18 protein-coding genes are annotated in these 21,329 nt (G+C 71.8%); 11 read left to right on the top strand and 7 right to left on the bottom strand.

Annotated features, from left to right (window positions below; genetic code table 11):
• Window positions 1–79 precede the first annotated feature (79 nt).
• Window positions 80–1,618 (top strand): RNB domain-containing ribonuclease, encoded by a 1,539-nt coding sequence (locus AB0G04_RS24220; RefSeq protein WP_360986836.1) that lies wholly within the window; start codon window positions 80–82, stop codon window positions 1,616–1,618.
• Window positions 1,619–1,734: 116 nt separating this feature from the next.
• Here AB0G04_RS24220 and panB read toward each other — a convergent pair whose 3' ends face one another.
• Both panB and AB0G04_RS24210 read right to left on the bottom strand, forming a co-directional pair.
• Window positions 1,735–2,568, bottom strand: coding sequence for a 3-methyl-2-oxobutanoate hydroxymethyltransferase (gene panB, locus AB0G04_RS24215; RefSeq protein WP_360986833.1), 834 nt, complete (start codon window positions 2,566–2,568; stop codon window positions 1,735–1,737).
• 98 nt (window positions 2,569–2,666) lie between these two features.
• On the bottom strand, window positions 2,667–4,409 hold the full coding sequence (locus AB0G04_RS24210; RefSeq protein ID WP_360986830.1) for an NAD+ synthase: 1,743 nt from the start codon (window positions 4,407–4,409) through the stop codon (window positions 2,667–2,669).
• Window positions 4,410–4,520: 111 nt separating this feature from the next.
• On the opposite strand from AB0G04_RS24210, the gene glnA reads away from it, so the two are divergent.
• The 3 genes from glnA (at window position 4,521) to AB0G04_RS24195 (ending at window position 7,671) form a co-directional block, all read left to right on the top strand.
• The gene (glnA, locus tag AB0G04_RS24205; protein WP_360986827.1) at window positions 4,521–5,873 is read left to right on the top strand and encodes a type I glutamate--ammonia ligase; all 1,353 of its coding nucleotides are present in this window, start codon (window positions 4,521–4,523) and stop codon (window positions 5,871–5,873) included.
• Between the two features lie 537 nt (window positions 5,874–6,410).
• Entirely contained in the window at window positions 6,411–6,836 is a 426-nt protein-coding gene (locus AB0G04_RS24200) for a DUF350 domain-containing protein (RefSeq protein WP_360986824.1), read from the top strand.
• 142 nt (window positions 6,837–6,978) lie between these two features.
• A complete protein-coding gene (locus AB0G04_RS24195) occupies window positions 6,979–7,671 on the top strand; it encodes a WYL domain-containing protein (protein WP_360986821.1) in 693 nt (230 codons plus the stop codon).
• Window positions 7,672–7,688: 17 nt separating this feature from the next.
• On the opposite strand, the gene AB0G04_RS24190 is transcribed toward AB0G04_RS24195, so the two are convergent.
• On the bottom strand, window positions 7,689–8,057 hold the full coding sequence (locus tag AB0G04_RS24190; protein WP_360986818.1) for a VOC family protein: 369 nt from the start codon (window positions 8,055–8,057) through the stop codon (window positions 7,689–7,691).
• 102 nt (window positions 8,058–8,159) lie between these two features.
• On the opposite strand from AB0G04_RS24190, the gene AB0G04_RS24185 reads away from it, so the two are divergent.
• Entirely contained in the window at window positions 8,160–8,633 is a 474-nt protein-coding gene (locus AB0G04_RS24185) for a GNAT family N-acetyltransferase (RefSeq protein ID WP_360986815.1), read from the top strand.
• 42 nt (window positions 8,634–8,675) lie between these two features.
• On the opposite strand, the gene AB0G04_RS24180 is transcribed toward AB0G04_RS24185, so the two are convergent.
• Window positions 8,676–9,599 carry a zinc-binding dehydrogenase gene (locus tag AB0G04_RS24180; protein WP_360987244.1) on the bottom strand — a complete coding sequence of 308 codons (924 nt, stop codon included), beginning with the start codon at window positions 9,597–9,599 and terminating at the stop codon, window positions 8,676–8,678.
• 34 nt (window positions 9,600–9,633) lie between these two features.
• Here AB0G04_RS24180 and AB0G04_RS24175 point away from each other — a divergent pair, with 34 nt between their 5' ends.
• Entirely contained in the window at window positions 9,634–10,416 is a 783-nt protein-coding gene (locus AB0G04_RS24175) for a type 1 glutamine amidotransferase (protein WP_360986812.1), read from the top strand.
• Window positions 10,416–13,367, top strand: a complete 2,952-nt coding sequence (locus AB0G04_RS24170; RefSeq protein WP_360986809.1) for a bifunctional [glutamine synthetase] adenylyltransferase/[glutamine synthetase]-adenylyl-L-tyrosine phosphorylase — start codon at window positions 10,416–10,418, stop codon at window positions 13,365–13,367. Before AB0G04_RS24175 ends, AB0G04_RS24170 begins: the two co-directional genes overlap by 1 nt.
• On the opposite strand, the gene AB0G04_RS24165 is transcribed toward AB0G04_RS24170, so the two are convergent.
• On the bottom strand, window positions 13,368–14,078 hold the full coding sequence (locus AB0G04_RS24165; RefSeq protein WP_360986806.1) for a hypothetical protein: 711 nt from the start codon (window positions 14,076–14,078) through the stop codon (window positions 13,368–13,370).
• Window positions 14,079–14,185: 107 nt separating this feature from the next.
• Entirely contained in the window at window positions 14,186–14,626 is a 441-nt protein-coding gene (locus AB0G04_RS24160; protein WP_360986803.1) for a MarR family transcriptional regulator, read from the bottom strand.
• A 66-nt stretch (window positions 14,627–14,692) separates the two neighbouring features.
• Between AB0G04_RS24160 and AB0G04_RS24155 the strand changes: the two genes are divergently transcribed.
• Complete coding sequence (locus AB0G04_RS24155; RefSeq protein ID WP_360986800.1) at window positions 14,693–14,908, top strand: hypothetical protein; 216 nt, start codon at window positions 14,693–14,695, stop codon at window positions 14,906–14,908.
• Between the two features lie 45 nt (window positions 14,909–14,953).
• Here AB0G04_RS24155 and AB0G04_RS24150 read toward each other — a convergent pair whose 3' ends face one another.
• On the bottom strand, window positions 14,954–16,627 hold the full coding sequence (locus AB0G04_RS24150) for a hypothetical protein (RefSeq protein WP_360986797.1): 1,674 nt from the start codon (window positions 16,625–16,627) through the stop codon (window positions 14,954–14,956).
• 57 nt (window positions 16,628–16,684) lie between these two features.
• Between AB0G04_RS24150 and mptB the strand changes: the two genes are divergently transcribed.
• From mptB to AB0G04_RS24135, 3 genes are read left to right on the top strand one after another with little or no spacing between them, the layout of a single operon-like run.
• Complete coding sequence (gene mptB, locus AB0G04_RS24145) at window positions 16,685–18,106, top strand: polyprenol phosphomannose-dependent alpha 1,6 mannosyltransferase MptB (RefSeq protein WP_360986794.1); 1,422 nt, start codon at window positions 16,685–16,687, stop codon at window positions 18,104–18,106.
• Window positions 18,060–19,184: a glycosyltransferase 87 family protein gene (locus AB0G04_RS24140; RefSeq protein WP_360986791.1), complete on the top strand. Its 1,125-nt coding sequence runs from the start codon at window positions 18,060–18,062 to the stop codon at window positions 19,182–19,184. Before mptB ends, AB0G04_RS24140 begins: the two co-directional genes overlap by 47 nt.
• A gap of 9 nt (window positions 19,185–19,193) precedes the next feature.
• Entirely contained in the window at window positions 19,194–21,302 is a 2,109-nt protein-coding gene (locus AB0G04_RS24135; protein WP_360986788.1) for an esterase-like activity of phytase family protein, read from the top strand.
• Window positions 21,303–21,329: the final 27 nt, after the last annotated feature.

Genomic DNA, 21,329 nt, shown 5'->3' with positions numbered 1-21,329 from the left:
CGTGGGGTGGGGACACCCGGCAGCGCGTCGTGGCCCGGCTACCCGGGCGGTCACGGGCGTGTACTGGTAGGAATGAGCCGTGCCGATCAAACGGGTGGTGGCGCCGCAGATCGACTTCTCGGCGCTGCGGCGGGAGCTGGATCTACCGGATGCGTTCCCGGAGGCGGTGCTCGCCGAGGCGGGGGCCGCGGCCGGCGGGACGCGGTTGCCCGAGCGGGATCTGACCGGGGTCGAGTTCGTGACGATCGATCCGGCCACGTCGCGGGATCTCGACCAGGCCATGCATCTGAGCCGGCGGGCCGGTGGCGGCTATCGGGTGCAGTACGCGATCGCCGATGTGGCCTCCTATGTGCGGCCGGGTGGGCCGTTGGAGGCGGAGAGCTGGGTTCGGGGGCAGACCATCTACCTGCCGGACGGGCGGGTTCCGTTGCATCCGCCGGTGCTGAGCGAGGACGCGGTGAGTCTGCTGCCGGACGGGGACCGTGCCGCGGTCGTGTGGACGATCGATCTGGACGGTGACGGGGCGACCGTGGCCGTCCGGTTGGAGCGGGCCCGGGTGCGCAGCCGGGCGAAGCTGGATTATGCGGGGGTGCAGCGGCAGATCGACGCGGGTACCGCTCCGGAGATGCTGACGCTGCTGCCGGAGATCGGTGGGTTGCTGGCGCGCCGGGCGTCGGATCGGGGTGCGGTCAATCTGCCGTTGCCGTCGCAGGAGGTCGAGCGGGACAGCGACGGGTGGCGGCTGGTGCTGCGGGCGCCGCTGCCGATCGAGGAACACAACGCGCAGATCTCGCTGCTCACCGGGATGGCGGCGGCGCGGATCATGCTGGACGGCGGGATCGGCCTGCTGCGGACCATGCCGTCGCCGAAGCCGGAGGCGGTGGAGAAACTGCGGGCCGCGGCGAGGCCGCTCGGCATCCCGTGGCCGGACGGCGCGCAGGTCGGTGCGGTGGTCGCGGCCGTGGACCCGGCGGATCCGCGGGGTGCGGCGTTCCTCGACCAGGCGGCCGAGCTGCTGCGTGGTGCCGCCTACACGGCGTTCGGCGGGCCGGTGGGGCCGCCCGGGGAGAACAAGTCCGGGGACGGCGGGCCGGCAAGAGCCGGGGAGAACCCGCCTGCGAAGGCCGGCTCGGGAACGGCCGGGGAGAACACGTCCGGGGACGCCGGGCGGGAGACCGGCGCGATGGGGCACGGTGGGGTCGGGGCACCGTATGCGCATGTGACGGCGCCGCTGCGGCGGCTTGCGGATCGCTACGCGACCGAGATCAGTCTCTCGCTGTACGAGGGGCGCCCGGTTCCCGAGTGGGCGGCCGGGGCACTCCCGCGGCTGCCGAAGGCGATGTCGTCGACCGATCGGGTCGCGGGTGCTGCCGACCGGGGTGCCATCGATCTGGCCGAGGCGGTGCTGCTGCAGGGCCGGGTCGGCGAGGTGTTCGAGGCGGCCGTGCTGGACCGGGACGAGGCGAACGGGAAGCGGCCGGCCGGCGGGACGATCGCTCTGGACGAGCCGGCGGTGCGTGCCAAGTGTGTCGGTGACCTGCCGCTCGGGCAGCGGATCCGGGTCCGGCTGACGGCTGCTGACCCGGCGAGCCGTGCGGTCGGGTTCGAGCGGGTGTGAACGGGCCGGCGGCACGGGTGCCTGGGCGAAGACCCGGGCCGCGCCGCCCGGTGGTGCCATGACGGGACGGGGTCCGTTGCATGTGAGCGCTGCGGACCCCGTACCGGCAGAAGGTTTCAGAAGGTGTGTTCCGCGGCGGGGAACTCGCCGTTGCGGACCTCGTCCGCGAATTGCCGCGTCGCTTCGGTGAGCGCGCCGGCCAGGTCGGCGTAACGCTTGACGAAGCGCGGTGCCTTGCCGGTGCGCAGCCCGGCCATGTCCTGCCAGACCAGCACCTGGGCGTCGGTGTCGGGGCCGGCGCCGATGCCGACCGTGGGGATCGCCAGTTCCTTGGTGATCTGCTTGGAGACCTCGCCGGGCACCATCTCCAGGACGACGGCGAAGGCGCCCGCGTCGGCGACCGCCCGGGCGTCCGAGATCACCTCGGCGCCCTCGTTCTCCCGGCCCTGGACGCGGTAGCCGCCGATGGCGTGCTCGCGCTGCGGGGTGAAGCCGATGTGCGCCATGACCGGGATGCCGGCGCCGGTGATCGCCTCGATCTGCGGAGCCATCCGGCGGCCGCCCTCGAGTTTGACGGCGTGGCAGCCGCCCTCCTTCATGAAGCGGACGGCGGTGCGGAGCGCCTGGGTGGGGCCCTCCTCGTAGCTGCCGAACGGCAGGTCGCCGACGATCAGCGCGGTTTTGGTGGCCCGGACGACCGCGCGGACCAGCGGCAACAGTTCGTCGACGGTGACCGGGACGGTGGTCTCGTAGCCGTAGACGTTGTTGGCCGCCGAGTCGCCGACGAGCAGCACCGGCACACCGGACTGGTCGAAGATCTGCGCGGTGTACATGTCGTACGACGTGAGCATCGGCCAGCGGTCGCCGCGGACCTTGGCGTTGAGCAGGTCGCGGGTGCGCACCCGGCGGGTGGGCGGGCCGCCGTACAGGGTCGGGATGGTGTCCGGCATCTCGTTCGCTCCTCCCTCGAGGCCGCGCGGATGCGGTCCCCGGGTGCGCTAATCGTCGCACCGGGAACCGGCCGCCGGTCAGGGGTCAGTGGAGGTTCTCACAGGCCTTCTCGAAACAAATTCGTAATGGGCAGGCGGCGGTCACGGCCGAACGCCTTGCCGGAGATCTTGGTACCGGGGGCGGACTGCCGCCTCTTGTACTCGGCCAGGTCGATCATGCGTAGCGTCCGGTCGACCAGGGCCGGGTCGTTGCCGGCCGCGATCAGCTCGTCGCGGCCCAGGTCGCGGTCCACGTACCCCTTGATGATCGGGTCGAGGATCTCGTAGTCGGGCAGCGAGTCGGAGTCCTTCTGGTCCGGCCGCAGCTCGGCGCTGGGTGCCTTGGTGATCGAGTTCTCCGGGATCGGAGGCGTGCCGGGCTGGGTGTTCCGCCATCGTGCGAGCTGCCACACCATCGTCTTCGGCACATCCTTGAGCGGATTGAAGCCGCCGACCGAGTCGCCGTAGAGGGTCGAGTAGCCGACCGCCAGCTCGCTCTTGTTGCCGGTGGTCAGCACGAGGTGGCCCTCCTGGTTCGAGAGCGCCATCAGGATCACACCGCGGACCCGGGCCTGCAGGTTCTCCACCGCGAGGCCGGACAGCGAGATGTTCGCCAGGAACGAGTCGACCATCGCCTGGATCGGCTCGACGCGGTAGTCGAGGCCGGTGCGTTTGGCCAGGTCGGCGGCGTCGTCCTTGGAGTGCTCGGACGAGTAGCCGCTGGGCATCGAGACGCCGGTCACGCGTTCCGGCCCGAGGGCGTCAACGGCGATCGCGGCGACCACGGCCGAGTCGATACCGCCGGACAGGCCGAAGACCACCGAGCGGAAGCCGTTCTTGTTCACGTAATCGCGCAGGCCGAGGACCAGGGCGGACCAGATCTCCGACTCGTCCTCGGCGCGGTCCGCGATGCCGCCGTTCCGGGTGCCGGCCAGGGCGGGGAGCTCACCGGCGACGGTGGCCCGCCGGATCCGCATGCCGTCACCGTGCTCCGGGGCCGGCGGCGTGTCCGTGGCCTCCGGAAGATCGAGATCGTGTACGAGCAGCTCCTCGGTGAACTGGCCGGTCCGGGCGAGCAGTTCACCGGCCTCGGACACGATCATCGAGTCGCCGTCGAAGACCAGTTCGTCCTGCCCGCCGACCATGTTGACGAACGCGACCGTGGCACCGGCCTCGACGGCCCTCCGCTGGACCAGTGCCAGCCGGACGTCGTCCTTGTTCAGCTCGTACGGCGAGGCGTTGATGTTGACGACCAGGCCGACCCCGGCCCGCCGCGCCGCGGTGAACGGGCCACCGGCCTGCCAGATGTCCTCGCACACGGTCAGCGCCACGTCGATCCCGCCGAGCCGGACCACGGTGAGCGTGTCACCGGTCTCGAAATACCGGTTCTCGTCGAAGACGCCGTAGTTGGGCAGGTGGTGCTTGAAGTAGGTGGCGACGACCTCGCCGCGGTGCAGCAGCGCGGATGCGTCGCGCCGGCCGACCCCGGGCACCGCGTCGGAGCTGATCGCGGGCGGGCCGTCGGCGTCCACGTAACCGACCACCACGGCCAGCTCACCCAGACCGTCGGCGGCCAGGTCGGCGGCGAGCGCGCGCAGCGCCCGCTGCGAGGCCTCGACGAACGAGTTGCGGAAGACCAGGTCCTCGATGGGATAGCCGGTCAGCATCATCTCGGGGAAGGCGACCAGGTGCGCGCCGGCCTCGGCCGCCTGCCGGGACCAGCGGCGGACCGTCGCCGTGTTGCCGGGAATGTCGCCGACTGTCGAGTTCACCTGAGCGAGGGCGATGCGCAGCGTGGGCATGACCCCATTCTTCCCCCAAGCCGTACCGTCCGATCCTGACCCGGGCCGACGTCACAGGGGGTGAACGGCGTAGTCTCGCACTCGATAGGTGGCTTTGGACGAGGGGTGGCAGTGGACCGACAGCAGGAGTTCGTGCTTCGCACGCTCGAGGAGCGCGACATCCGATTCGTCCGGCTCTGGTTCACCGATGTGCTGGGCACGCTGAAGAGCGTCTCGGTCGCCCCGGCCGAGCTGGAGTCCGCCTTCGAGGAGGGCATCGGCATCGACGGCTCGGCGATCGAGGGCTTCGCCCGGGTCTACGAGTCCGACATGGTCGCCATGCCCGACCCGACGACCTTCCAGGTCTTCCCGTTCGAGGGCGGGGTCAGCGGCGAGAGCGCCCGGATGTTCTGCGACATCCTGCTCCCCGACGGCAGCGCCGCGTGGGCCGACCCGCGTCACGTGCTGCGCCGCGCCCTGGCCAAGGCCGCCGAGAAGGGCTTCACCTTCTACACCCACCCCGAGGTCGAGTTCTTCCTGATCCAGGACGGGGAGAACGACGGTTCCGTGCCGGTCCCGGTCGACACCGGCGGCTACTTCGACCACACCACCCACGCGGTGGCCCGTGACTTCCGCAGGCAGGCCGTCCTGGCCCTGGAGCGGATCGGCATCTCGGTCGAGTTCAGCCACCACGAGGTCGCGCCCGGCCAGCAGGAGATCGACCTGCGGTATGCGGACGCCCTCACCACAGCCGACAACATCATGACGTTCCGGCACGTGGTCAAGGAGGTGGCACTGTCGCAGGGCGTCAAGGCCACCTTCATGCCGAAGCCGTACACCGACCAGCCCGGTTCGGGCATGCACACCCACCTGTCGCTGTTCGAGGGCGAGCGCAACGTCTTCTACGACAGCGAGGACCCGCAGAAGCTGTCCAAGACGGCGCGGTCGTTCATCGCCGGTCTGCTGGTGCACGCGCGGGAGTACACCGCGGTCACCAACCAGTGGGTCAACTCGTACAAGCGGCTCTTCCCGCTGCAGCTGCCGGACCGCATCACCGAGTCCCCGGCGTTCGTCAGCTGGGGCCACCTGAACCGGTCGGCCCTGGTCCGCGTCCCGGCGTTCGGCAAGCCGAACTCGGCCCGCGTCGAGGTCCGCTCGATCGACTCGGCCGCCAACCCGTACCTCGCGTTCGCGGTCATGCTCGGCGCCGGCCTCAAGGGCATCGAAGAGGGATACGAGCTGCCGCCCGGCGCCGAGGACGACGTGTGGTCGCTGTCGCCGGCCGAGCGCAAGGCCGCCGGCTACGAGGCGCTCCCGGAGAACCTGTCCGAGGCGATCGACGTGATGTCCGGCTCCGAGCTGATCGCCGAGGTGCTCGGCGAGCACGTCTTTGACTTCTTTCTGCGCAACAAGCGTCAGGAGTGGGAGCAGTTCCGCCGCGAGGTCACGCCCTACGAGCGCCAGCGGTACCTGGGCGCGCTGTAACAGTCGTACACCGAAGAAGGGCCTTCCCGCGACCGGGAGGGCCCTTCTCTCGTGTACGGCGCCAGGCGGCGGCGGTGTCCGAGCCGCCACCGCCTGGCTTCGGTGCAACCACCGGCTGCGGGCGTGTCGACCAGACCAGCGAGGGTCGCCGGCGGGCGGCGGGGAAGGGCGCGACCGTCCGGAACGCCGCCAGCGCGGCGGCCTCCCCGGCGAGTTCCCGTTCCGTGGCGGGCGCGGTCGCCGCCGCCAGCACCCGGTCGAGCGGATGCCCGGTCCGGTCGCCGCGCAGCAGGCGGTCCGCGGTACGGAACGCCGCCTCGTCGCCCGACTGCGCCGCCAGCACCACGGCGTCGAGGCCCTCCGGTGCCACCATTCGTCGACCTGCGCGCCTCGCTCCGCCCTCACACCGCATGCGGGCTCCCCCGGATACAGCGTCCTTTTCCGGAAAAACGTCACCGCCGCTTCCGGCGTCCGATCGACTCGGTAGATCGGCTCCGATACGGTCTTGTGCGGACCACATATGACGAGGGAGAAGTCGTGCTGGAGGATCTGCTTGAGGGTGCCGGGCGCAGCATAGTGTTCGGCGGCGTCGGCATCGGATTGATGGCGCTCGGGTTCGTTCTGATCGACGTGCTGACGCCCGGCAAGCTGCGGGATCTGATCTGGGTGGAGCGCAACCCGAACGCGGCGCTCCTGCTGGCGGCCAATCAGCTGGGTATCGCCGCGATCGTCTTCACCTCGATCTTCACCACCTACGAGTCGTTCGGGCAGGGGCTGGCGTCCACCGCGCTGTTCGGCATCATCGGTATCGGCATCATGGGCCTGGCCTTCCTGGTGCTGGACTGGCTGACCCCGGGCAAGCTGGGCGAGGTCATCTGCACCCAGGACCGCCACCCGGGTGCCCTGGTCAGTGCCGCATCCCATTTCGGGGCGGCCCTGATTGTCTGCGCCTGCATCTCCTGACGCTCCGGTCCGCGGCGGGGCCGCCCGCCGCGGCTGTGGCCGAGCTTCATCGTCTCGGGCAGCGCCGGCCGACGGCGGTCCCGCAGTGTCGCCATTTCCGGTGTCGTCATTTCTGTCGTACCCCCGCTCTAGCCTTGGCGGCGTGAACCGTACCGATCGGCTGTACGCCCTCGTCGAGGAACTGAGGGCGGTCGCGCCGCGGCCACGCAGCGCCCGATGGCTGGCGCAGCGGTTCGAGGTGAGCGTGCGCACCGTGGAGCGCGACATCTCCGCGCTCCAGCAGTCCGGCACCCCGGTCTACGCCGAGACCGGCCGCACCGGCGGATACTGCCTGGATCGCACGCACACGCTGCCACCGGTGAACCTGACACCGGAGGAGGCCGTCACCATGGCACTGGCGCTGCGCGGTATGGCCGGCACCCCGTTCCGGCATCCGGCGGCGAGCGCACTGCGCAAGGTGCTGGCCGCGATGCGCCCGGAGGACGTGGCGGCAGCCCGGGAACTCGCCGCGCGCATCCAGCTGGCCGGTGACGTGCCGCCCGCCGCCCTGCCGCGGCTCACCGGCGGTGCGCTGCCACTGGGCTGCGTGCTGCGGATCGGTTACGCGGACCGGCACGGCACCGAGACCCGGCGCGAGATCGAGCCACTGGGCTACGTCGGCGTTCGCGAGCAGTGGTACCTGATCGCCTGGTGCCGGTTGCGCCGGTCGGTGCGGATCTTCCGGCCGGACCGGATCACCTCGGTGACGCCGACCCGCGAGACGGTGCCGCCCCGCTCATTGAGCGAGGCCGGCGTGGACATCCCACACCGGCTCCGCCCACTGACCCTGACCTGACGTCCCCGATCCGGCCGTCAGCCGGCCGGCGGGGTGAACACCTGGAACTGGTTGCCCGACGGGTCGAGCAGGTGGGCGATGACGATCCCGCCCGCCGTGGTCCGCTTGATCAGTACCTTGCCGCCGGTCGCCTCGGCCTGCTCACAGATGGATTCGACGTCGGCCACCAGCACCGAGAAGACGGCGTGGTTCGGGCTCTCGCCGCGGGTGTCGGCCAGCCCGCCCTGCAGGCCGCCCTCGCCCGGGGTGGTGATGATGCGGTACGCCGCGCCGGCCGACTCGTCGTCGGCGAACGTCCACCCGAACACCTCGCCGTAAAAGCGTGCGGCCTGCTCCGGCTGGTCGGAGCCGATCTGGAACCAGGCGATCCCGTTGACTGCGGACATGTTCGTTCCCTTCGTGGATCTTTTTGTCTCACCGCCGACTCTGCGGGACCGCCGCGACACCGTCCTGTCGGTGTTCGGCGAGCTTTTTGGCAAGATCACCGGATGGCAGAGATCAGACTCGAACCGGTCACCCCGGCCAACTGGCGCGACTGCGCCGCCCTCACCGTCCGGCCCGAGCAGCGGGAGTTCGTCGCCGAGGTCACCTACTACCTCTGCATGTGCAACTACGGCGACACGTGGCAGCCGCTCGCCGCGGTCCGCGGTGACGAGGTGGCCGGCTTCGTCATCTGGGGGGTCGACGACGACGGCAGCAGGTGGATCGGCGGTCTCGTGGTGGACGCCGAGCACCAGCGGCAGGGCATTGGCCGCGAGATCGTCCGGCAGCTGCGCGAGCGTCTCATCGCCGAGCCCGGCACCCCGAACGTGGCACTCAGCTACCAGCCGGCCAACACCGCGGCCCGCGACCTCTACCTCTCGATGGGGTTCGTGGAGACCGGCGAGACGGAGGACGATGAGGTCGTCGCCAGGTGGACGCCGGCGGACGGCCGGCTGGATCAGGCGGACACGGCCGGCTAGGTCAGGCGGACACGGCCGGCTGGATCAGGCGGACACGGCCGGCTAGGTCAGGCGGTGCACGTCGATGACGAGCTTGCCGGTGGTGACCCGGCTCTCCAGGTCGGCGTGCGCCCGCCCCACCGCCGCGAGCGGGTAGCGGCCACCGATCCGGGCGGTCAGCACACCGCGCGCGGCCAGGTGGAACAGCCGGGCCGCGCTGGACCGGTAGAGCTCGTCGTCGTCGAGGACCCGCTGCAACCAGAAGCCGAGCACCCCGGTCGAGGCCGTCATCAGGTCGTCCACCGCCACCGTGTTCGAGACGTCGCTGGCACCGCCGTACGCCACGACCCGCCCGAACGGCGCCAGCGCGGCGCGCAGCTGCTCGAACGTACGCCCGCCCACGCTGTCCAGCACCAGCGTCGGCGTCTCGTCGAGGGCCGCTCCCAATTCCGGGTGGTGGGAGTCGACGGTGGCGTGCGCGCCCAGCTCGGCGGCGAGCGCCCGCTTCGCCGGTGACGAGGCGAGCGCGATCACCCGGGCCCCGGCCGCCCGGGCCAGCTGGACGGCGAGGTGCCCGACCCCGCCGGCCCCCGCTGTCACGACGACCACGTCGTCGGCGGTGACCCGGCCCAGGGTGTGCAGGCTGTGCCAGGCGGTCAGGCCCTGCTCCAGCACGGCCAGCGCCTGCTCGTCGCTCACGTCGTCGGGCACCTCGACCACGTGCTGGGCCGGCGCGACCCGCGCGTAGCCGCCACCACCGCGCAGCAGGGCGGCGACCCGCCGCCCGTCGGAACGGCGCCGGCCCACCACGTCGGCGCCGAGCACAGCGGGCAGGGGCGGCTTCTCGTACTCCCCGCGCCGGCGGTACACGTCGGCGTAGTTGACCCCGGCGAGGGTCACGTCGACGACCTCACCCCCGGGCTCGGGAATCTCGGCGAGCGCGAACACTTCGGGACCGCCGAAGGCGGTGATCACGGCGGCGAGCATGACCCATTCAAACAGCACCGGTTAGCCTCGACGTGTGGCCACCGCTTTAGTCATCGAGAACGACCCCAGTGACGACATCCGACGGCTGGGGGACTGGCTCACCGAGGCCGGTCTGGAGCTCACCGTCCTCCGGCCGCACGCCGGCGACGAGCTGCCGGAGACGCTTGACGACTATCTCGCCCTGATCGTGATGGGCGGCGACCAGAACGCCTACCCCGGCCCGGACGGCGAGCCCGGAGCACCCTGGTTCCCGAAGCTGGAAGGGCTGCTGCGCAAGGCGGTCCGGTACCGCGTGCCCACCCTCGCTGTCTGCCTCGGCGGCCAGTTGCTCGCGCACGCGCACGGCGGCACCGTGGAGCGCAGCACGGCCGGCCCCGAGATCGGTCCCGGTCTGGTCGGCAAACGGGACGCGGCTGACAACGACCCGCTGTTCAAGTGGGTTCCGCTGCTGCCGGACGTGCAGCAGTGGCACCGGGACGAGATCACCGAGCTGCCGGCGAGCGCCGTACTGCTCGCCGCCTCCAGCCGTTTCCCGCACCAGGCGTTCCGGATCGGGGACCGGGCATGGGGCCTGCAGTTCCACATCGAGTGTGACGCCGAGATGATCGCCGACTGGGCGCGCAGCGACAGCGCCACCCTGGCCGAGCTCGGTTACGACCCGGAGGCGGTGGTGCTGGCCACCGCCGGTGCGCTCGCCGACGTGGAGGAGGTGTGGCAGCCGTTCGCCATGCGGTTCGCCGCGCTCGCGCTGGGCACCCTGCCGGACTCCGACATTCCGACCACCACCGGCCGGACTCTGCCACTGCTGGGGCAGTGATGACCCGGCCCACCCGCCTCGCCCGGTACGGCTTCGCCGACGACGGAGCCCGCGCCACCGACCTGGCCGGGCCGGGCGGGCTGCGGCTGTGGGACACCGAGGCGCAGGTACCGGCCGACGAGCGGGCCGCCGGCCTGCTGGAGACGCTGTCCAAGGCCGCCGACCCGAATCTGGCACTGCGCCAGCTGCACCGGCTGGTCGAGTCGGTGGAGCGCAGCGGTAAGAAGTCGGAGGAGCTGCTCGGCGAGCTGTATGACGACCACGGTCTGCGGCGGCGGCTGGTCGCGGTGCTGGGCGCGTCGTCGGCGCTCGGTGACAACCTGGTCGCCAACCCGGAGGAGTGGCGCACGCTGGCGACCGGCCGCAGCGGCATGCCCCCGGAGGCCGACGGCGGGCTGGCCGATTTCGAGGACCTGACCGTTCCGGCACTGCGTAAGGCGTACCGGATCTCGCTCTTGCGCATCGCCGCCGCCGACCTGACGGCGGGCCGGGGCCTGGAGCCCACCATGGCCGCCCTGTCCCGTCTGGCCGACGAGACTCTGGCCGCCGCGTACGCGATCGCCGTCGCCGCCCTGCCGCCGTCGGTCGCGGAGCCCCGGCTCGCGGTCGTCGCGATGGGCAAGTGCGGCGGCTACGAGCTCAACTACGTCTCCGACGTCGACGTGATCTTCGTGGTCGCCGGCGACGAGGACCTGCAGGCCGGCACCACGGTCGCGGCCCGGCTGATCGAGATCTGCGGTCAGGTGGCCTGGCCGGTGGACGCGGCGCTGCGCCCGGAGGGCAGCCGTGGCCCGCTGGTCCGCACACTGGCCAGCCACCAGGCCTACTACCGGCGCTGGGCCCGCACATGGGAGTTCCAGGCGCTGCTCAAGGCCCGCCCGGCCGCCGGGGACCTGGCGCTGGCGCAGGAGTGGATCGCGGATCTGGCGCCGCTGGTGTGGCATGCCGCCGAACGGCCGGAGGCGGTCGCCGACGTCCGCGACATGCGCCGCAGGATCATCGACAACATCCCGAAGAAGGAGCTGGACCGCGAGATCAAACGCGGTCCGGGCGGCCTGCGTGACATCGAGTTCGCGGTGCAGCTGCTCCAGCTGGTGCACGGCCGGGTCGACGAGACTCTTCGCGGCGGCGGGACGCTGCCGGCGCTGCGCGCGCTCGTCGCCGGCGGCTACGTCGGCCGCGACGACGGTGAGACGCTGCTGCGCGGTTACCGTTTCCTGCGCGGCGTCGAGCATCGCCTTCAACTTCAGCAGCTCAAACGTACGCACACCGTGCCGGACGATCCGGGCGGACTGCGCTGGCTCGCGGCCGCGCTCGGCTACACCGCCCAGCCTGGTCGCGACGCCGTGGAGTCCTTCCGGTCGGACTGGGTGGGCCACGCCGCGAACGTGCGCCGCCTGCACGTGAAGCTGCTCTACCGTCCGCTGCTGGAGGCCGTCGCCCGGGTGCCGGCCGAGGAGCTGCGGATGACCACGGAGTCGGCACGCAAGCGCCTGGAGATCCTCGGGTTCGCCGACCCGGCCGGTGCCCTGCGCCACCTGGAGGCGCTGACCGGCGGTGTGACCCGCACGTCGGCGATCCAGCGGACGTTGCTGCCGATGCTGCTGCAGGACTTCGCCGACGCCCCGGAACCGGACCGTGGCCTGCTCAACTACCGCCATGTGTCGGACAAGCTGGGCAGCACCCCGTGGTATCTGCGTCTGCTGCGCGACGGCGGCCCGGTGGCCCGCCGCCTCGCCCGGGTGCTGAGCCTGTCCCGGTACGCCACCGACCTGCTGACCCGCGACCCGGAGGCGCTGCGGCTGCTCGCCGACGACGCCGAGCTGCAGCCGCGGCCCCGGAACTCGCTGCTGGACGGGTTCGCGGCGGCCGGGGAACGGCACGCCGACCCGGTCAAGGCGATCGCCGCGGTCCGGGCGCTGCGCCGCCGTGAGCTGTTCCGGCTGGCCAGTGCGGACATCCTGAGCCAGGGCGGCGACCTGGCCCCGGACCGGCCGCTGTCGGTGGAGGCGATCGGGGTGGCCCTCTCCGACGTCACCGACGCCACCCTGAACGCGGCGCTGCGGATCGCCCGTCGCGCGAAACCGGCCCCGGAGGGTCTGCGGTTCGCGGTGATCGGCATGGGCCGGCTCGGCAGCTACGAGATGAGCTACCCCTCGGACGCCGACGTGCTGTTCGTCTACGAGCCGCCGGCCGGCTGCCCGGAGGGGGAGGCCAGTGCGGCCGCGCACGCGATCGCCGAGGAGATGCGCCGCCTGCTCAACGCGCCCGCCCCGGACCCGGCGCTCGGGGTGGACGCCGACCTGCGGCCGGAGGGCCGGCAGGGTCCGTTGGTGCGCAGCCTGCAGGCGTACCGGCAGTACTACGACCGCTGGTCGAAGGTGTGGGAGGCGCAGGCGCTGCTACGAGCGCGGTTCGTCGGCGGGGACACCGATCTGGGGGAGCGGTTCGAGGCTCTGGCCGACCGTGTCCGCTACCCGGCCGGCGGCCTGACCCGCGAGCAGGTGGTCGAGATCCGCCGGATCAAGGCCCGCGTGGAGACCGAGCGGCTGCCCCGCGGCGCCGACCCGAACACGCACACCAAGCTGGGCCGGGGCGGTCTCGCCGACGTCGAATGGGCGGTGCAGGTCACCCAGCTGCGGCACGCGCACGCGGTGCCGGAGTTGCGCCGGACCCGGACTCTGGAGGCGCTGTCCGCGGCTGCCGAGGCGGGGCTGGTCACCGAGTCGGACGCGGCCGAGATGGTGGCCGGCTGGACGCTTGCGGCCCAGGTGCGCAACGCCCTCACCCTGGTTCGCGGCCGCCCGACCGACCAGCTGCCCCGGCACGGGGTCGAGCTGGCGGGCGTGGTGCTCCTGCTGGACGGCGGCGACCCGGGTGAGTTCGTGGACCGTTACCTGCGGCTGACCCGGCGTTCCCGGGCGGCGATGGAGCGGGTGCTGGAGGCCTGATCAGCACGGTTGGTTCGTGCCGTCGCCCCGCAGCATGCGGTAGGCGCCACCGTCGGCGGTGAGCACGTAGACGACGTCCCACCGGGTGCAGGTCTCGCCGGGGCGTTCCGGCGGGCCGTGCCCGGCCTTCTGCCTGCTGAGGAAGCTGACCTCGGCCCGTAGCCGTCCGGACGCCGCCGAGGTCAGGCGGCGCAGCACGACGTCGGAGTCGCGGCTCGTCGACGTGCCTTCGGCGAAGGCTTTCAGCTGCCCGGGTACGCCGGGGTCGAGCTCCCCGGCCGGGTCGAGCACCCGTGCCACGGCCCGGTAGTCGCGCTCGTTGATGCCGGTGAAGTAGGTGTCGAACATGGCCGCCACGTCGGCGGCGCGCGGGTCGTCGACCGCCGGGTGCACGGTGACCAGCCGGACGGCGGCGTCCTCCAGGATCGGTGCGCGGCTCGGGTCCGAGGGTGCCGCCACCGGGTCCGCGGTGACGGGGGCCGCCGGTTGCCGCGGGGCGCCCATCAGACGCGGACCGCCGATCACCGCCGCGGTGGCCAGCGCGCCGATCAGGACGACGATCGGCAGGGCCGGCAGCACCCGGCTCCGGGACAGCGGTTCCGGCTCGGCCGGCTCCGGTATCCAGAGCGGCGCGGCCGGCTCGGGTTTCCAGATCTCCGCGGCTCGCGACGCGCGGCGTGGCCGCTCGCACACCGTACAGTCGTCGGGCATTCCGATGTTGCGTTCACCGCAGTTGACGCAGATCCACATCCGACTCGTCCTCCCACCGTGCTCAACGAAGCCGGCGGATGGATGCCGCGGAGGTTCACCTGCCCGTGTCAGCCGTTGGCGGCGGCGATCACCCGGGACAGTGCCTCGTGCACCCGGCGGAGCTCCTCGATCGGCATGCCGAGCCGCTCGACCACGGCGGGCGGGATCTTCTCGGCTTCGGCGCGGAGGGCCCGGCCGCGCCCGGTCAGGGTGAGGGCGAGGCTGCGTTCGTCGGCCGGGTCCCGTTCGCGGCGGACGTACCCGATCGTCTCGAGGCGTTTGAGCAGCGGGGAGAGGGTGCCCGGGTCGAGCTGCAGCAGTTCACTGAGGCGGCGTACGGAGAGCGGGGCGTGCTGCCAGAGGGCGAGCATCACCAGATATTGCGGATGCGTCAGGCCCATCGGCTCGAGCAGGGGCCGGTAGATCGCCACGACACCGCGGGCGGCCACCGACAACGCGAAGCAGACCTGCTGCTCCAGGGCCAGGGGGTCTTCGACCGGATCACTCATCGGTGGTCAGCGTACCAATCGTTGGTGTACAAATGGTTGGTACACCAACGGTACCCGGGAGGCGTCGTGTCGAGGTTCAAGGCCTGGTTCCACCGCACCTTCGACGACTGGTTCTTCCGGTCCATGATCGGTCCGGCGCAGACCAAGGGCGCCGTGCACGGTGCTGACCAGTTCGCCCGTGAGCAGTGGAAACGCGACCTGGAGAACCGGAGGCGATACACCCGGGAGCAGCGTGAGCGCAAACGTGCCGAGCGCGAGGCCCGCCGCTCGCGCGACAGCTGAGCGTCGCCCCACTCCGCTCTGCTCCGAGGCTCGGACCAGGTACACCTAGAACAGGCTGCTGGTCAGGGTGTACCGGCCGGCGGCGGGCACCCGGAGCCGGGTCCAGTCGCCGTCGGCGGTCACGGTCGCTCCGCCCGAGGCGGTCAGCCAGCGATGATGACGTACCCGCACGCCGATCTCCCCGGCCGCCGGCGCGTCCAGCACGAGCGACGCGGCGTCCTGCCGGACCAGCGTGGCCGGGGCGGCGACGATCGGCCGCGGCGACGCCACCGCATAGAGGCGCCAGTGCGGTCCGGTCCAGATCAGACTGAGGTACGGCAACCCGCCCGTCACCAATGCGGCCTCCTGCCGGCCCGGCCACGCGAGTTCGGTGCCGGGTACCGCCACGAACTGGACGGCCTCCTGGTCGAGCCACGCCCGGTAGCTGTCCGCGGTCAGTTCTACCCCGGTCCCGGCCGCGCCCGGCACGGTGGTGAAGAACAGCGGGTTGCGGTGTATGTCGGCCTGCCGCAGCCAGCCCCGGGCCAGCGGGACCTCCGCCATCGAGGCGGCCTCCCAGTAGGACCGCGTCGGCGGGATCTCCACCCGCCCGGTCAGCGTCTCGGCAGCCAGCCGGTCCAGCAGCGGGCGGAAGTAGGCCGGATCGGCCGACGGGTTGCCGATGTCCCGCACGTCGTTCACCACCACCGGTGGCTGCCACCAGGCGATCACGGCCAGCACCACGGCCACGCCCCACCAGGGTGTCCGGGCGCGGCCCGGCATCACCGCGCAAGCGGCCAGCACCGGCAGCGCGAACATCACCGCGAGCCGGGTCGCGTTGAGGCCCACCGGCGTGTGGATCAACGCGGCGACCAGCACCCCGGCTGACGACAGCACCGCCCCGATCCGAACCGCGGGCACCGGCACGAACAGCGCCACCACCAGCCCGGTCACCACCGCGTGCACGGTGTCGGTGCGGCTGATGTTCATCCACCCGCCGTCCCCGAACAGCAGCGCAGTGATCGCCAGCGGCACCGCAGCCGCCACCGCCACCAGCAAACCCGCACCGCGCCAGGTCCCCCGGCCGGCGCTCACCGCTGTCTCAGCGCCGCTGAGACAGCGGTGGTGTGGAGCTGGGTTTCGGTGGCTGGCGCTGGCCGTTGTTTCGGGGGTGCTGAGACAGCGGTGGTGTGCAGCGGGGGGAGTTAGGGCCAGGGCCACTCCGGCCAGGCCCAGGAACAGGCCCGCCACCGGGCTTGTCGCGGCGCAGAGCAGCGCGAGAATGACGGCGAGCGTGACGCGGACGCGGCGTCCCGGCAGAGTCAGCGCGATCAGGGCCGCCAGTCCGAAACAGATCCCGAGGCCGTACGTCACGCGCCCGCTGATCAGGTTCCCGGCGAAGGCGGCGACACCCAGGAGTGCGCCGGGCACCGGCCGGACGGCCCCGGTACGCCGCAGCAGCACGGCCAGCAGCACCGGCCCGGCGACCAGGGTCAGCACCCCGGTGACCCGTACCCCGAGCAGTGCCATCACCGTCGGTGACACCAGGCTGTAGCCGAACTGTTCGACCCCGGCGTACCAGCGGAGATCGACCGGGACCGTCCCGTGTGTCGCGAAGAACCCGGCCCGCGCGACCTGGGCGGCCAGGTCCGAGCCCATCGGCGGGAGCATCAGATAGCCCGCGCCGAGCGCGGTCGCGACAAGCGCGGTGCTCCACTCCAGCCGTCGCGGGGCCCACATCCCGCCGACCCTACCGGTACGACGGTGGTAGCAGCCTGTCACGGTAGGGTCTGCGGCATGCCCCGTCCGATCGCCGTCCGCTGCACGGGGCTGGCAGGCAGTCTGCTGCTGGCCGGGGCGGCGTGGCTGGGTGGGGCGAGCAGCCCGTGGGAACCGACGGTGACGCCGCGGACGATCCTCGCCGGACGTGACGGTGTGTTGCTGCCGCTCTGCTGGCTGGCCGGCACGCTGCTGCTGACCGGTGCGTGGTGGGCGGGGCGGCGGGCGGTTCCGTCGCTGCGCCACGCGCTCGTGACGGCCGGGCTGTGGGCGCTGCCCCTGCTGCCGTTCCTGCCGCTCGGCAGTTATGACGTCTACTCGTACGCCTGTCAGGGCTGGCAGCTGGCGGCCGGGCTCGACCCGTACGCCGGTGGTGTCGGTCTTCTGGGTTGTCCCTGGACCGACGCTGTGGCGCCGACCTGGCGTTCCTCCCCGGCCCCCTACGGCCCGGTGTTCCTGGCGATGGCGGCGGCCGCGGCAAAGCTGGGCGGTTCCCTGACCGGGACTTTCGCACTGCTGCGGGGGATCGCCGTGCTGGGGGTGGTGGCGCTCGGCTGGTGCCTGGTGCGGCTCGCGCGGCACACCGGTGTCCCGCCGGAGCGCGCGGTGTGGCTGGTCCTGGCCTGTCCGCTGGTGCCGATCCATCTGATCTCGGGCGCACACAACGAGGCCGTGATGATCGCGCTGCTGGCCGGTGGACTGCTGGCGGCGGTGTCCAGCCGAGCGGCGGTGTCCGGCGGAGTGGCGGTGCCGATCCGGGCGCTGCTCGCCGGCGTACTGCTGGGCCTGGCCGTCGGAGTGAAGGCGACCGCCGTGGTGGTGCTGCCGTTCGCGGCGCTGCTGTTCCCGGGGCTCGCCCGCAAGGCGGTGCTGGCCGGGGGAGCGGTGGCCGCGCTCGCCGCCGTCTCGTCCGGCACCGGCCTGGGGCTGGGCTGGGTGGCGGGCCTGTCCGGCAGCGGGCTGTCGGTGCAGTGGACGGCCCCGCCGACGGCGGTCGGGATGACGCTGGAACTGTTCGGGGTGCCGGGTGCGGTGACCGGCGCCCGGATCGTCGGGATGGTCGTCCTGGCGGCGGTGCTGGTGGCGCTGTGGCTGCGCGCCCGTGACCGGGATCCGGTGCTGCACGCCGGCCTCGCCCTGGCCGCGACCGTGCTGCTGGCCCCGGTCTTCCATCCCTGGTACGCCCTGTGGCCGCTGACCGTCCTGGCGGTCACCCTGCCCCGGGACACCCGGTGGCTGGCCGCCCCCTGCGCGGTCGCCGGAGTCCTCTGTTTGCCCGACGGGTACAACCTGGCTCTGGCGACGAAGGCGCAGGGCGCGATCGTCGTGACCGTGCTCGTTGGTTGTCTAGCGTGGAAAGTGCTGTATGAAGCGAAAAGCGATAGTCGGCGGCTTGCTGTCGATCACGGTGGGCCTGATCGTTCTCGCGGTGTTCCGTAACTCGTACTTCGACTCCCGGGTCTATCACGGGGCGATCGTGTACTGGTTCCGGGACGGCGGCATGGTCTACGACTTCCTGCGCCCGGGTACGCCGTACGGCTTCACCTACCCGCCCTTCGCCGGTCTGGTGATGTCGCCGATGGCGGCCCTGCCCGTGCTGATGGTGATGATCCTGGCGTCGATCGGGACGGTGATCACCACGGGACTCCTGGTCTGGTGGATGACCGGGCCGCTGATCCGGAGCCGGGGCTGGCCGGTCGCCTTCACGTTCCTGATCTTCTGGTGCCTGGCGCTGTCCTTCGAGCCGGTCCGCGAGACGATCAGCTTCGGTCAGGTCAACACGCTGCTGCTGACCCTGGTGGCCGGCGACATGCTGCTGGGTCTCGCCAAGGGCCGCCGGTGGGCCGGTATCGGCATCGGCCTGGCCACCGCGATCAAGCTGACGCCGGGCGTCTTCATCATCTACCTGCTGGTGACCCGGCGCTGGCGGGCCGCCGGCACCGCGATCGGCACGGCCACCGGCGTCACCCTGCTGGCCGGCGCGATCTTCCCGGACGAGTCCCGCGAGTTCTGGACGTCGGCGCTCTGGGACACCAACCGGGTCGGCCTGCTGCACTACCTGTCCAACCAGTCCGAACGCGGGCTGCTGGCCCGGCTGCCGATCGACACGATCGAGTCGAAGGTGTGGGTGGCGTGTGTGCTGCTGACCCTCGGCGCCTGGGCGTGGCGGGTGGCCAGGGCACCGGACGACGTGCTCGGCGGGCTGGCCCTCACCGGCATCCTGAGCTGCCTGATCAGTCCGGTCACCTGGATCCACCACTGGGTGTGGGTCATCCCGGCGCTGGTGCGGTGCCTGTCGATGTTCGACACCGACCGGCCGCGGTTCTATCTGGGCGCGTCCGCGTACGTGCTGATGACCTCGCACGTCACGTGGCTGTGGGAGAAGGCGCCCCGGCCGCCGCTGCACGTGCTGGGCGGCAATCTTTATGTCTGGTTCGGCCTGGCTCTGCTGTTCTGGACACCCGTCGGCACCCGTCGTTCGTCCGAAGTCCACGAGAAGGACAAGATCATCGCGTAGTCAGGGCGCATGTCTCTACGCCGTACCACCTCGGCGGTTGTCTCCGTCGTGGCCGTGGCCGCGGTGGGTGCCGTGCCCACCGCGGCGGCCGCGCACGGCCGCTCGCAAGATTTCCGCCGGCTCGCCACGTTCCCGGCCTACCTGAACTCGTCGATCGGCGACACCGCGGCGGCCGAGATCTCCACCGTCACCGAGGACGGCCGCACGGTCGTCTACACCGACAGCCCCGGCAAGCGCCTCGGGTTCGTGGACATCAGCAACCCGGCGGCGCCGAAGCCGGCCGGCACCCTCGCGGTCGGCGGCGAGCCCACCTCGGTGGCGCACCTGGGCCGGCTGCTGCTCGCCGGTGTGAACACCCGAGCCGGCTTCACCGACCCGTCCGGCAAGCTCGTGGTGATCGACGCGTCGTCCCGCGTGGTGAAACGGGAGATCGACCTGGGCGGGCAGCCCGACTCGGTCGCCGTCGCGCCGAGCGGCCGCTACATCGCGGTCGCCATCGAGAACGAGCGTGACGAGGACGTCAACGACGGCGCGATCCCGCAGGCCCCGGCCGGGTGGCTGGCCGTGATCGACACCCGGACCTGGAAGGTCTCGCGGGTCGACCTGTCCGGTTTGAGCAAGGTGGCTCCCACCGATCCCGAGCCCGAGTACGTCAGCATCAACTCGCGTGACGAGGCTGTCGTCTCGCTCCAGGAGAACAACCACCTGGCCGTGGTGTCGTTGAGGACCGGCCGTGTGATCAGGTCCATCGACGCCGGCACGGTCACCGTCACCGGCGTCGACACCCTCGATGACGACACCATCGCGCTCGACGGCACGCTCACCGCCAAACGGGAGCCCGACGGCGTCGCCTGGATCACCGACGACCTGTTCGCCACCGCCAACGAGGGCGACTACGAGGGCGGCTCCCGCGGCTGGTCGGTCTTCAGCAAGCGGACCGGCAAGGTCGTCTGGGACGCCGGCAACAGCCTCGAGCACATCGCCGCGGCCCACGGCCAGTACCCCGACAAGCGCTCCGACGCCAAGGGCATCGAGGCCGAGAACGTCGCGTTCGCGGTCCTGAACCGGACCCCCTACGTGTTCGTCAACTCCGAACGCGGCAACTTCACCGCCGTGTACGACGTGACGAACCCCGCCAAGCCGCGCTTCCAGCAGCTCCTGCCGACCACGAATGCTCCCGAGGGCGTCGTCGCGGTCCCGTCCCGGAACCTGCTCGTCGTCTCCTCCGAGGAGGAGGACCCGTCGATCGGCATCCGCGGCTCCGTCCAGGTGTACGGCTTCGGCTCGCCCCGCAACGACCAGGTCGTCTCGCGCAACGACATCCCGTGGGGCGCGCTCTCCGCACTGTCGGCGGTTCCCGGCCGTCGCGACCGGCTGGCGAGCGTCACCGACGCGGTCTACACGCCGACCCGGATCCTCGGTCTCACCACCGACGGCGTGATCGACTCCTCGGTCACGGTGACCAAGGACGGAGTTCCGGTGGGCTACGACGCCGAGGGCCTGGTGGTGCGCAAGGCAGGCGGTTACTGGCTGGCCGTCGAAGGCGCCAACACTCTGGTACGCCTCGACGCGCGCGCCCGCGTGCAGGAGGAGATCCCCCTGCCCGCCGACGTGGCAGCCGCGGTCACCAGCAACGGCCTGGAGGGCATCGCCGAGACCGGCGGAAGCGTCTGGGTGGCCGTCCAGCGCCCGATCAAGGGCGACCCGGCGAACACCGCCCGGATCGGCCGCTACGACACGGTCAGCAAGACCTGGTCGTGGCTGCTCTACCCGCTGGACATCGCGCCCACCGGCTGGGTGGGACTGTCCGAGCTGGTCGCCGTCGACGCGAACACGTTCGCCGTGATCGAGCGCGACAACCAGCGCGGCACCCTCGCGGCGATCAAGCGGATCTACACGTTCGACGTACCGGCCACCTGGACCGGCACCCCGACCGTGACGAAGAAGCTGGTCAAGGACCTGCTGCCGCTGCTCGCGGCGGACGGCGGCTGGGTGCAGGACAAGGTCGAGGGCCTCGTGGTGGCCGGCAACGGCCGCACCTACGCGGTCACCGACAACGACGGCCTCGACGACAGCACCGGTGAGACGGTCCTCCTCGACCTGGGCCGCCTGCTCTGACGCACGCTGACACGGCCCCGATCGTCG

Source organism: Actinoplanes sp. NPDC023801, assembly GCF_040639655.1.
Lineage (GTDB): Bacteria > Actinomycetota > Actinomycetes > Mycobacteriales > Micromonosporaceae > Actinoplanes.
Note: the sequence above shows the minus strand (reverse complement) of the source record. Positions and strands in the feature narration are given on the sequence as shown.

Bases quoted from the DNA above. Each gene is read 5' to 3' on its own strand.
- AB0G04_RS24210 (WP_360986830.1), bottom strand. From the start codon at position 4,409: ATGCCCACGCTGCGCATCGCCCTCGCTCAGGTGAACTCGACAGTCGGC.
- AB0G04_RS24165 (WP_360986806.1), bottom strand. From the start codon at position 14,078: ATGCCCGACGACTGTACGGTGTGCGAGCGGCCACGCCGCGCGTCGCGA.
- AB0G04_RS24160 (WP_360986803.1), bottom strand. From the start codon at position 14,626: ATGAGTGATCCGGTCGAAGACCCCCTGGCCCTGGAGCAGCAGGTCTGC.
- AB0G04_RS24170 (WP_360986809.1), top strand. From the start codon at position 10,416: ATGACCCGGCCCACCCGCCTCGCCCGGTACGGCTTCGCCGACGACGGA.
- AB0G04_RS24180 (WP_360987244.1), bottom strand. From the start codon at position 9,599: ATGCTCGCCGCCGTGATCACCGCCTTCGGCGGTCCCGAAGTGTTCGCG.
- AB0G04_RS24150 (WP_360986797.1), bottom strand. From the start codon at position 16,627: ATGTGGGCCCCGCGACGGCTGGAGTGGAGCACCGCGCTTGTCGCGACC.
- panB (WP_360986833.1), bottom strand. From the start codon at position 2,568: ATGCCGGACACCATCCCGACCCTGTACGGCGGCCCGCCCACCCGCCGG.
- AB0G04_RS24135 (WP_360986788.1), top strand. From the start codon at position 19,194: ATGTCTCTACGCCGTACCACCTCGGCGGTTGTCTCCGTCGTGGCCGTG.
- AB0G04_RS24185 (WP_360986815.1), top strand. From the start codon at position 8,160: ATGGCAGAGATCAGACTCGAACCGGTCACCCCGGCCAACTGGCGCGAC.
- AB0G04_RS24190 (WP_360986818.1), bottom strand. From the start codon at position 8,057: ATGTCCGCAGTCAACGGGATCGCCTGGTTCCAGATCGGCTCCGACCAG.
- mptB (WP_360986794.1), top strand. From the start codon at position 16,685: ATGCCCCGTCCGATCGCCGTCCGCTGCACGGGGCTGGCAGGCAGTCTG.